General features: G+C 71.6%; 10 protein-coding genes. 5 read left to right on the top strand and 5 right to left on the bottom strand.

All coding sequences use genetic code 11. The features are described from left to right. Positions 1 to 162: 162 nt before the first annotated feature. Complete coding sequence (locus tag PKE44_RS03625) at positions 163 to 450, bottom strand: hypothetical protein (protein WP_324548312.1); 288 nt, start codon at positions 448 to 450, stop codon at positions 163 to 165. A gap of 296 nt (positions 451 to 746) precedes the next feature. Between PKE44_RS03625 and PKE44_RS03620 the strand changes: the two genes are divergently transcribed. Continuing rightward, the gene (locus PKE44_RS03620) at positions 747 to 1625 is read left to right on the top strand and encodes a DMT family transporter (protein WP_324548311.1); all 879 of its coding nucleotides are present in this window, start codon (positions 747 to 749) and stop codon (positions 1623 to 1625) included. Between the two features lie 9 nt (positions 1626 to 1634). Here the strand turns inward: PKE44_RS03620 and PKE44_RS03615 are convergent, their stop codons facing one another. Beyond that, on the bottom strand, positions 1635 to 2132 hold the full coding sequence (locus PKE44_RS03615) for a hypothetical protein (RefSeq protein ID WP_324548310.1): 498 nt from the start codon (positions 2130 to 2132) through the stop codon (positions 1635 to 1637). Between the two features lie 151 nt (positions 2133 to 2283). Here PKE44_RS03615 and PKE44_RS03610 point away from each other — a divergent pair, with 151 nt between their 5' ends. Next, complete coding sequence (locus tag PKE44_RS03610) at positions 2284 to 2823, top strand: dihydrofolate reductase family protein (protein ID WP_324548309.1); 540 nt, start codon at positions 2284 to 2286, stop codon at positions 2821 to 2823. A gap of 257 nt (positions 2824 to 3080) precedes the next feature. Then, positions 3081 to 6248 carry an EAL domain-containing protein gene (locus PKE44_RS03605; protein ID WP_324548308.1) on the top strand — a complete coding sequence of 1056 codons (3168 nt, stop codon included), beginning with the start codon at positions 3081 to 3083 and terminating at the stop codon, positions 6246 to 6248. 109 nt (positions 6249 to 6357) lie between these two features. Here PKE44_RS03605 and PKE44_RS03600 read toward each other — a convergent pair whose 3' ends face one another. After that, complete coding sequence (locus tag PKE44_RS03600) at positions 6358 to 6552, bottom strand: hypothetical protein (protein WP_324548307.1); 195 nt, start codon at positions 6550 to 6552, stop codon at positions 6358 to 6360. Positions 6553 to 6615: 63 nt separating this feature from the next. After that, entirely contained in the window at positions 6616 to 7437 is an 822-nt protein-coding gene (locus tag PKE44_RS03595; RefSeq protein WP_324548306.1) for a DUF3750 domain-containing protein, read from the bottom strand. 631 nt (positions 7438 to 8068) lie between these two features. Between PKE44_RS03595 and PKE44_RS03590 the strand changes: the two genes are divergently transcribed. After that, positions 8069 to 8776 carry an SOS response-associated peptidase gene (locus PKE44_RS03590; RefSeq protein ID WP_324548305.1) on the top strand — a complete coding sequence of 236 codons (708 nt, stop codon included), beginning with the start codon at positions 8069 to 8071 and terminating at the stop codon, positions 8774 to 8776. A 10-nt stretch (positions 8777 to 8786) separates the two neighbouring features. Here PKE44_RS03590 and PKE44_RS03585 read toward each other — a convergent pair whose 3' ends face one another. Then, positions 8787 to 9179: a hypothetical protein gene (locus PKE44_RS03585; RefSeq protein WP_324548304.1), complete on the bottom strand. Its 393-nt coding sequence runs from the start codon at positions 9177 to 9179 to the stop codon at positions 8787 to 8789. A 169-nt stretch (positions 9180 to 9348) separates the two neighbouring features. Between PKE44_RS03585 and PKE44_RS03580 the strand changes: the two genes are divergently transcribed. Then, positions 9349 to 9699 carry a hypothetical protein gene (locus PKE44_RS03580; protein WP_324548303.1) on the top strand — a complete coding sequence of 117 codons (351 nt, stop codon included), beginning with the start codon at positions 9349 to 9351 and terminating at the stop codon, positions 9697 to 9699. The last annotated feature ends 64 nt before the right edge of the window (positions 9700 to 9763 follow it).

Here is a 9763-nt window from a genome sequence, read left to right as displayed (position 1 = left end):
TCGCAGTTCGGGATGCCGTAGAGCGTCAGCAGGGTGGCGGCAGACATCGCGTCGGAAACCGGTTGGCAAGGCAGGGCGGGCGGCGGTGCAGGAGGCCGGCCGGCGATGCGCCTGCAGGGCCTGTTTTCACCCGCCCGGCCGGCGCGGGGCCGCGGCGCTTCCTCAGCGCGGGCGCCACTCGTACTGTTCGCGCAGCGCCGATGGCAGCTCGGGCATCGGATACAGGCAGGTGATCGTGCAGTTTTCGCAGCGCTCGCGGCGCCAGCGATCGAGCATCATCAGGCGTTCCGACGCCGATGCGCCACGCAGGCGCGCAGCACGCAACTCGGTGAGCATCGTGCTCCAGGACAGATGCGGACAGGCTTGCGGCTGTACCTGCACGGTTCGAGCCTCGGTTCGAAACAGGGAAGGGGGCAACCCATCCTGCCCCGGAAGCTGCGGGCCGACCATCCGGGCGGCTCGGAATCCGGCCTGAGAAATTTCTCAGCTGCACGGGGCGATGAAGATTCGTCCACCTGCACCCCGTTCGCGCAGCTTCTCCTACGCTTTGCTGGCAACCGATCCGGTTGTCACCCCCGTCTGGAAAGCACTGGCGACAGGTTCCCACCCCCGCGGACCTGTCGCCGATTTTTTTTGCACGTTTCCGGCGTGCCCGATGCACGGCTGCACGGCTGCCGTACCGGCGCGGCAGCCCCGCAAGCCAGCGGCTACGATGCGCAGCCCCGCGCCGCCGTACCGGATCGATGATGAGCTTCCCGTCCACCGCCCCCGGCACGCGAGCGCCGCTGATCGGCGTTGCCCTTACGCTGCTCGCCGTGCTGTGCTTCGCCGTGCTCGACAGCAGCGCCAAATACCTCTCGCAGCACTATCCGGTGGCGATGGTGGTCTGGGCGCGCTACGCGGTGCATACGCTGCTGATGCTGATCGCCTATGCCCCGGCGCGCGGACGCACGCTGCTGCACACGCGCCGGCCCGGGCGCCAGCTGCTGCGGGCGCTGCTGCTGCTGTCGGTGACCATCCTGTTCGTCAGCGGCCTGCGCTTCCTGCCGCTCGCCGAGGCGACCGCGATCATCTACCTGACGCCGCTGCTGGTGACGGCGCTGTCGGTGCCGCTGCTCGGCGAGCGCGTCGCCCGCGGCACCTGGATCGCGATCCTGACCGGGCTGGCCGGCGTGCTGATCGTCGTGCGCCCGGGCGGGGCGCTGCTCGGCTGGACGGTGCTGCTGCCGCTGGCGGCGGCGCTCTGCAACAGCCTGTACCAGATCCTGACGCGCAGCTTCGCCGGCAGCGAGAACGGCACGACCACCAACTTCATCACCGGCCTGACCGGCACCGTGCTGGCCAGCCTGACGCTGCCGTGGGTGTGGACGACGCCGACGGTCGCGCACGCCGGGCTGATGATCGTGCTCGGCTGCGCCGGCTTCGGCGGGCATGCGCTGCTGATCCGCGCCTTCGAGCACGCCTCGCCGGCCGTGCTCGGGCCGCTGACCTACGGCCAGCTCGCGATCGCGACGCTGCTCGGTTTCGGCGTGTTCGGCACGCTGCCGGATGCGGCCTCGTTTGCCGGCATGGCGCTGATCGTCGCCGGCGGACTGCTGGTGCTGCTGCCGCGGCGCGCGGGCTGAACGCCGGCCTCAGCGCAGGCGCAGCGTTTCCTGGCGCCGGCGCAGCGCCACGAGGTTCAGACCGATGCCGGCGATGGTCGCAAGCAGCGCCGGCAGCACGATCGCGGCGAGCAGCACCAGCACGCCCGGCAGCCAGGCGCGGCTGTCCGACGGGCCATGGCCGACCGCGGCATCGACCAGCAGCCAGCCGGCCATCAGCGACAGCACGACCAGACAGACCAGCGCCGCCGCGCGCAGGCAGGCAGCGGCCAGCTCGCCGGGCAGGTAGCTGTCGTCGCCGGGCAGGTCGCCGGCGCTCGCGAGCGCCTCGGCCGGCGCCGGGTCCGGCAGGCCGAGCGTGTCGAGGCGACCGGCGGCGATGCGCGCGGCCGGGGACTCGGGCCAGAGGTTCAGCACGCGCTGGTACAGCGCGGCGGCCAGCGCCGGATCACCGGCGCGGCGCGAGGCTTCGGCCTGCTGCAGAAGTTCTTCGGCGGCAGCCGAGGCGGGATCGGTTTGGAGGGGCATGGCCGGGTTCCGTGGCAGGACGCGCGCGACTCTGCGCAGCCGCCGCCGCGCCGGCAATCCTACGAAACGACTATTCGGCACGCGGACGGGCCGTGGCGCCGGCGACGGCTATGCTCGGCGATCGCTATCGTCCCCCGCCGGAGCCGTGCCCATGACCAGCGTCGTCTGTAGCGTCACCGTCAGCCTCGACGGTTTCCTGATCCCGCCCGGCAGCGCGCGGGAGGAGATCGACGGCGGCCGGACGCCGCTGCCCGAGCCCGGCGACCGCCTGCCCGCGCCCGAAGTCATCATCGTCGGCCGGCACACGGCCGCCGCGGCACGCCGGGCCGCGCACTGGCCGTGGCCGCAGCAGACCGTCATCGCGCTGCTGCACAGCGAATCCCCGGCCGAGCGGGATGCGCGGCTCTGCTACAGCACCGAAACCCCGTCCGGGCTGCTGGCGCGCCTGCAGCGCGACGGCATCACGCGTGCGCAGCTCGCCGGCGGCAGCACGCTGATCTCGGTCTTCCACGCCGCCGGCCTGATCGACGAATGGCTGCTGCGCGTGGCGCCGGTGCTGCTCGGGGGCGGCCGGCCGCTGTTCGGGCCGGGCACGCATCCCTCGACGCTGGCGCTGGTGCATGCCTGGGGCTATCCGGATGGCGCCGTGCGCCTGCACTACCGTCGCGGTGACGCCGGCATTCCTGCGTGAGTCCACGTAAAAGCCGGTTTCGAAATGGATTCCTGTCTGCTGCAAGCCGGTGTCGCCGGTTGCCGGCGCCACACGGCAAGTCGATGATTATCGGTTAAATACCAGCAATGCCGCGCCGGGGACGGCGCTGCCTGTCCGCCGGTGCTGCGTTCCGTGCCCGCTTGAGGCCCGGCACCTGCGGGTGCGAGGCTCGCGCCCCGTGCCCGCCAGCCGTCTCCGCCGGCGCTGCCGTCCCCCCGCCTTCCGGTATGTTGCCGATGTCGTCTGAAGCTGTCCGCGAACGCTGCGCGCGCGCCGTTCGCCGCTGGTCCGTCCTCGTTCCGTTCGCGTTGCCGGTGGTGCTGCTGGTGCTGCTCGCCGGGCGGGAGGCTGCACCGCTGCTGCTGCCGCTGCTGGTCCTTGCTGCCCGCATCGAACTGCGCGCCGCGGGCGCACTCGCCGCCTGCGGCCTGGCGCTGGTGCTGCTCGCCGACCGCCTCGGGCCGCTGCTGCTGATCGACGCCGCCTGGTTCGCGCCGCTGGTGCAGGTGCTTGCGCTGATCGCCTGTCTGGGGCTCGCCGTGTACCCGTCGGTGCCGGTAATCCGCCGCGCGGGTGGGGACGACGAGGCCGGCCGGGAGCGCACCCGGCTCGGCGCGCTGCTGTCCTCGCTCGACGATCTGGCCTTCGAATTCGATGCCGACGGCCGCTATCTGGACGTCTGGACCGCCCGGCCCGAGCTGCTGCTGATGCCGCGCGAGCAGCTGCTGCAGCGCAACCTCCACGACGTGCTCGGGCAGGCCGAGGGCGACCGGGTGCTTGGCATCCTGCGGGCCGTGCTCGCCGACGGCGAGCCGCGCGAGGTCGAGGTCCGCATCCGGCTCGCCGATGGCCGCGAGCGGCAGATGCTCGGGCGCTGCGCACGCATCGCGCCGTCCGTGGCCACTGCGGCGGCGACGGTCAGCTGCCTCGTGCGCGACGTGACCGCGCAGCGTCAGGTCGAGCAGGCGCTGCGCGACAGCGAGGCGCGGCTGCGGACCATCCTCGAAACCCTGCCGGTCGGTGCCGTCCACCATCACGTGCCGAGCGGCACCGTGACGCTGAACCACGCCGCCGAACGGCTGCTGCATTACGCGCGCGCCGAGGTGCAGCGCGTCGAGGCCTGGTTCGCGCGGCTGTACGGCGAGCAGGCCGAAACCGTGCTGGCGCTGTATCTGGCCGATCGCGAGCGCGGGCTCGATCAGGTGCGCACGCTCGACGTGCACTGCGGCGACGGCCTCACGCGCCGCGTGCAGTTCGCCGGCTGCGCGAGCGGCGAACACGAGGTCTGGGTGATGACCGACGTCACGGCACACGAGCGCCTGCAGCAGCGCCTGCAGGCGACGCAGGCCGCCGTCGATGCCGCCGAGGACGCGCTGTACGTCATGGGCGAGGACGGCCGCTTCGTCGACGTGAATCCGGCCGCCTGCCGCCGGCTCGGCTGGTCGCGCGAAGAGCTGCTGACCATGGGCGTCACCGACATCGACCCGCTGGTCGGGCTCGAACAACTGCGTGCGATGCGCGAAGAGGTCGCGCGCAAGGGCCATGTCCGCGTCGAATCCGAGCACTGCACGCGCGACGGCGAACGCTTTCCGGTCGAGATCGTCGCGACCGGGATGCCGTACGGCGACGGCCAGTACAACTGCGCGATCGTGCGCGACATCAGCGCCCGGCGCGCCGCCGAAACCCAGCTGCGGCTGTACGCCGAGGTGTTCGAGCACGCCGCCGAGTCGATCATGATCACCGACGCCGGCTGCAGCATCGTCGCCGTGAATCCGGCGTTCACGACGGTGACCGGCTACGCGCCGGACGAGGTGCTCGGGCGCAATCCGCGCATGCTCGCCTCCGGGCGCCAGGATGCAGCCTTCTACCGGGCCTTCTGGCAGTCGCTCGATGCGCACGGGCTGTGGCAGGGCGAGATCTGGAACCGGCGCAAGTCCGGCGAGGTGTTTCCGGAGTGGCTGTCGGTCAGCGTCGTGCGCGATGCCGATGCCGGCCCGCAGCACTACATCGCGGTGTTCACCGACCTCAGCGAGCACAAGGCGCATGAGCGGCGCATCCAGTTCCTCGCGCAGTACGACCCGCTGACGCGGCTGCCGAACCGGGTGCTGCTGTTCGAGCGGCTTGAGCACGCGCTGGCGGCGGCGCGGCGGGGCGCCCGGCGCTGCGCGCTGCTGTTTCTCGATCTCGACCGCTTCAAGAACGTCAACGATTCGCTCGGCCACGGCATCGGTGACCGGCTGCTCGAAGCCGTCGCGCAGCGCCTGCGCGCGGCGCTGCGCGACTGCGACACCGTTGCCCGGCTCGGCGGCGACGAGTTCGTCGTGCTGCTCGAAGACCTGCCGGCCGGCGACGGCGAACGCGAGGCGGCGCTCGTCGCCGGCAAGCTGCTGGCCGCGCTCGCGCAGCCCTTCCAGATCGACACGCACGAGCTGCGCATCACCAGCAGCGTCGGCATCAGCCTGTATCCGGGCCACGGTGCCGATGCCGAGACGCTGATCCGCAGCGCCGACACGGCGATGTACCACGCCAAGCAGTCCGGCCGGGACAACTTCCAGTTCTTCACCGAGGACATGAACGCCCGCGTGCTCGAACGCCTGACGCTGGAGAACGGCCTGCGCCGGGCGCTGGCGCAGCAGGGCTTCGCGCTGGTCTGGCAGCCGCAGCTCGCGATCGGCGACGGCCGGCTGATCGGCTTCGAGGCGCTGCTGCGCTGGCCGCAGCCGGAGGGACGGGCGCAGGTGCCGCCGGCGCAGTTCATTCCGGTGGCCGAGGACTGCGGACTGATCGGCGCGATCGGCGACTGGGTGCTCGATGCCGCCTGCCGGCAGCTCTGCGCGTGGCGGGCCGCCGGCCTGCCGGGGGTGCGCATTGCCGTGAACCTCTCGGCGCTGCAGCTGCGCGATGCCCGGCTGGCCGACAAGGTGGCCGCGGCCCTCGCCGTCTGCGGGCTGGACGGTGCCGCGCTGGAGCTCGAAGTCACCGAGAGCGCGCTGATGAGCGATCCGCCGCAGACCGCCGGCACGCTGGCACGGCTGCGTGCGCTCGGCGTGCAGCTCGCGATCGATGACTTCGGCACCGGGTATTCGTCGCTCGCGTACCTGAAGCAGTTTCCGATCGACCGCCTGAAGATCGATCGCAGCTTCGTGCGTGATCTCGCCAGCGATCCGAACGATGCAGCCATCGCGCGCACGATCATCACGCTCGCGCACAGTCTGGGCCTGCGCGTGATCGCCGAGGGGGTCGAGACGCCGGCGCAGCTCGGATTCCTCCGCGGCCACGGCTGCGACGAGGCGCAGGGCTATCTGTACGCGCCGCCGCTCAGTCCGGAGCAGGCTGCCGAGGTGCTCGCGGCCGGCCGGATCCGGCCGGCCGCGGGCACTGGCACCGATGCCGGGCCGGCCTGATGCCGTTCACACCGGCAGGCTTCGTCCTTCAGCCCCTCGCCCGGCGCGGGAGAGGGGGTAGAAAAACCATGCGCTTGCGTGTGATCGGCCTGCCGTGCGCGGCGGGCGCTCAGCGGTCGCGTTTCTCGTGCAGCACGACGAGCGCGAGCCCCGCGAAGCCGATCACGAAGCCGAAGGGCACCAGCGTCACCAGCGTCATGCCGGTGTCGGCGTGACCGGCGAGCATCAGGCCGAAGCCGCCGAGCAGGCCGGCGACGATCAGCAGCAGCGCGAGGCGCAGCGTCCATTGTCCGATCCTGAGCATGGCTGACGGGTCTTTGGCAGGGGAGGGGCCGGCGAGCTTAGCGCGCTTTGCCGCGGCCTGCCGTCACGGCGGGCCGATGCGGCCGATGCCGGGCAGCTTCAGCGCCGGTCCGCCCGGATCGATGCCGGCGGTCAGGCCGAGCAGGTCGATCTCCAGGCCCTCCTCGACGGCGAGCGTCAGACCGGCGAGGCCGCCGAGCGTCAGCTGCCAGCCGGTGCCGCTCGGGGCCGGGGCCAGCCAGCGGCCGTCGACCGGGTAATCCTTGCCGATCGCCGTCGCCGGCAGCGCCAGACGCAGCTCCGGCACCGCGCGCGCGAGCTGGGCGACGAAGGTGTTGCTGTTCGGACCGGGCCAGACCCGGTAGCGATCGGCGTAGGGATAACGCCGTGCGGCATCGAGCAGGCGCGGGATGGCGTCGGCCGCGGCCGCGCCGCGCAGCTCGGCGAGCAGCAGCGGGCGGTTGCCGTACCAGTAGGCGTCCGGGACGCCGCTCGTGATGCTGACCGCCGAGCCGCCGCGGTACAGCCGCCAGCCGATCACCTCCAGCCGCTGCCAGGCCGGCGCCCCGGCCGGTTTCACGGCGATCCAGGTATGCACGCCGAAGATGCCGCGCCAGCCCCAGGCGCGCGCTGCCCAGGCCTGCACGATGGCTTCGGGCTGGCGCCCGGCCTCGGGCACCAGCCGGGCGCTGTCGTGGCGGGCCGCGTACCAGGGCTGATCCGTTGCGCTCAGCGCATGACGTGCGGCCTGCACGACAACCGGAAACACGAATACGAGCAGCAACCAGAGCATCGGGCGACGGTACCAGCGGCGGGTGCGGCGGCGGGGCTTGCCGCCGGCGGGTTCTTCGGGATCGGCAGCGGAAGTGGCAGGCAGATCGGACATGGCGGCGGCGGGTTCTGAAAGCGGGGGGCGGAGACGGTTCAGTGTGTAGCCGGTGTGCATCCACGGTGTATCCGGCGTGCATCCGATGTGTATCGGGTGGACGCCGGAATCCTGACCATGCAGCGGCGCGCGGCGCCGGTCTTTCCCTGTCGTTGCAGAAAGATGGCGTTAACAGCAAGAAATCCTGATGCGACCCCTAGAAATGCTGGTTTGTCGCTGCGAAACCCCGTCCGCACAATCACTTCCGGCATCTTCGTGATGTTTCTCCTCCCATCCTCCTCTGGTGGTCGTGTTGGGCCGGGTCGTCGGACCCGGCCCTCTTTTTTTGTTTCACGGCCGGTGCCGGCGGGATGTCGGGGAATGCCCTGTTTTTCCCTCTTTTCCGGTTCCTCCCCCGCGCGGGGCGAGGCGCTGACAGGACGGCAGGTTCCCCGGTGATCGCCGTGGCTTGCGCAGCCGGCCGGCGCAGCGGCCGGTGGCAATTTCGGCGCACAGGCGGCTGCCGGTCGCTCGAACGCCGGCCCGGCGCTGGCTTATCGTGTGCGGCGGATGCAGTGCTGGCGGGGCCGGAACGGCGCCGGCGGCCTGTGGTCCCGCTGATCGTGACGGCTGCGCCAAGAAGGTATCCATCATGTGCGGACGCTTTGCGCTGTACGCGCCGGGAGAGCGGATCGCCCGGCAGTTCGGGCTGGAGGCCGTGCCGGAGCTGGCGCCGCGTTACAACCTGTCGCCGAGCCAGTCGCTGACCGTGATCACCGAGGGCCGCGGCCATGACCGCCAGTGTCACGCGATGCGCTGGGGGCTGGTGCCGGGCTGGTCGAAGACGCCGAGCGTGCCGTACAGCACGATCAACGCCCGCGCCGAGACGGTCGCCGAGAAGCCGGTGTTCCGCAGCGCCTTCCGTCGCCGCCGCTGCCTGATCCCGGCCAGCGGCTGGTACGAATGGCAGCCGGCCGCCGGCGGTCGCCAGCCGTGGTTCATGCACCCGCGTCGCGGTCAGGGGCTGCTCGCCTTCGGTGGCGTCTGGGAGCACTGGGCCGGCGACGGTGCCGAGCCCTTCGACAGCGTCGCGATCATCGTCACGGCCGCGGCGCCGTCGCTGCAGCCGATCCACGACCGCATGCCGGTGCTGATCGAAGCGCCGGATTACGAAGCCTGGCTCGATCACGAGAACCACGACGCCGCGCGCCTGCAGACGCTGATGCAGCCGGCCGATGCCGCCAGCGTGCAGGCGCTGCGGGTCAGCACCCACGTCAACAGCCCGAAGCACGACGATCCGCGCTGCATCGAGCCGCTCGACGCCGGCGACCGCCGGCCGGCAGCGCTCGACGCCGACTGAAAGGCCCGGCTCAGCCGCGCAGGTGTGCCGAGAACAGCCGGTCGCGCAGCTTGCAGATCAGCCCGCGCAGGCCGGGCGGCGCCGGCGGCGCCAGACAGCCGGCCAGCCAGTCGCGCTGCGCGCGCGCCGGATCGGATTCGGCGGTCAGCGCCACCGTGACGCCGCGCTTGCCCATGCGCCGCAGGAAGCCGTCGCCGGCACTGCCGGCAATCACGACGCCGATGCCGTCGAGCGGATGCACGCCGTCGCGATGCACATGGAACACCTGCTCCGGCGCCAGTTCGATGCGCCTCGGCTGCGTGCCCGGCTCGGTGCCTTCGTACAGCAGCCAGTGACGCGACTGGCCGGCGTGGCCGGCGATCTGTCGGAAATCCTTCGTGGCGATGGCGATCTTCATGGGCATGCGCGGAGGTCTTGTCGGCAAGCGGACAGGGACGGGCCGCGAGCGACCCGCTTGCCGGATTCGAGCAGGAACGATGCCAGGACCCTGAAGGCCGGGCTTGCCGGCGGCTCGGCGAAGGCGACCCAAGCTCGCATGATCCGGCACAGGGGCCGGTCGCGGGGCTGTCACCATGCCGTGCCACTGGCACAACACTTATCCACCGACCCAGCAGGATCAGGCCTGGATCCTGCCGCTGTTCCAGGGGCAGACCCCGGTCGCGGTGGCCGAGGGGCATCATCTCTGGGTCAGCCTGCGCACTGTGGTCGCATCGACCCAGGCGGTCGATACCGTGACCATCGGCGCGCCGCACGTCGGCGCCTTCGGCGACCAGATACACGTCACCGCGACCCTCAACGGGGTCAACCACCACGTCTACTACCAGCTTGCGACCCTGCCGGTCACCGCGCCGCCGCCGCACCCGAACCTGCCGCCGATGCTGCTCGGCTACGTGCAGGGCCTGCTGCTGCGCGTGACCACCTGAGCGCGCCTCACTCCCAGCGGAACAGCGCCGCGCCGATGCCGAGGCAGACCAGCGTGAAGCCGGC

The sequence above is a fragment of the Plasticicumulans sp. genome (genome assembly GCF_035331805.1).
GTDB lineage: Bacteria > Pseudomonadota > Gammaproteobacteria > Competibacterales > Competibacteraceae > Plasticicumulans.
Note: the sequence above shows the minus strand (reverse complement) of the source record. Positions and strands in the feature narration are given on the sequence as shown.

What these genes read in the sequence shown, in the direction of transcription:
- PKE44_RS03605 (WP_324548308.1), top strand. Translation starts at nt 3,081, where the DNA reads ATGTCGTCTGAAGCTGTCCGCGAACGCTGCGCGCGCGCCGTTCGCCGC.
- PKE44_RS03615 (WP_324548310.1), bottom strand. Translation starts at nt 2,132, where the DNA reads ATGCCCCTCCAAACCGATCCCGCCTCGGCTGCCGCCGAAGAACTTCTG.
- PKE44_RS03580 (WP_324548303.1), top strand. Translation starts at nt 9,349, where the DNA reads ATGCCGTGCCACTGGCACAACACTTATCCACCGACCCAGCAGGATCAG.
- PKE44_RS03625 (WP_324548312.1), bottom strand. Translation starts at nt 450, where the DNA reads ATGGTCGGCCCGCAGCTTCCGGGGCAGGATGGGTTGCCCCCTTCCCTG.
- PKE44_RS03590 (WP_324548305.1), top strand. Translation starts at nt 8,069, where the DNA reads ATGTGCGGACGCTTTGCGCTGTACGCGCCGGGAGAGCGGATCGCCCGG.
- PKE44_RS03620 (WP_324548311.1), top strand. Translation starts at nt 747, where the DNA reads ATGAGCTTCCCGTCCACCGCCCCCGGCACGCGAGCGCCGCTGATCGGC.
- PKE44_RS03610 (WP_324548309.1), top strand. Translation starts at nt 2,284, where the DNA reads ATGACCAGCGTCGTCTGTAGCGTCACCGTCAGCCTCGACGGTTTCCTG.
- PKE44_RS03595 (WP_324548306.1), bottom strand. Translation starts at nt 7,437, where the DNA reads ATGTCCGATCTGCCTGCCACTTCCGCTGCCGATCCCGAAGAACCCGCC.
- PKE44_RS03585 (WP_324548304.1), bottom strand. Translation starts at nt 9,179, where the DNA reads ATGCCCATGAAGATCGCCATCGCCACGAAGGATTTCCGACAGATCGCC.
- PKE44_RS03600 (WP_324548307.1), bottom strand. Translation starts at nt 6,552, where the DNA reads ATGCTCAGGATCGGACAATGGACGCTGCGCCTCGCGCTGCTGCTGATC.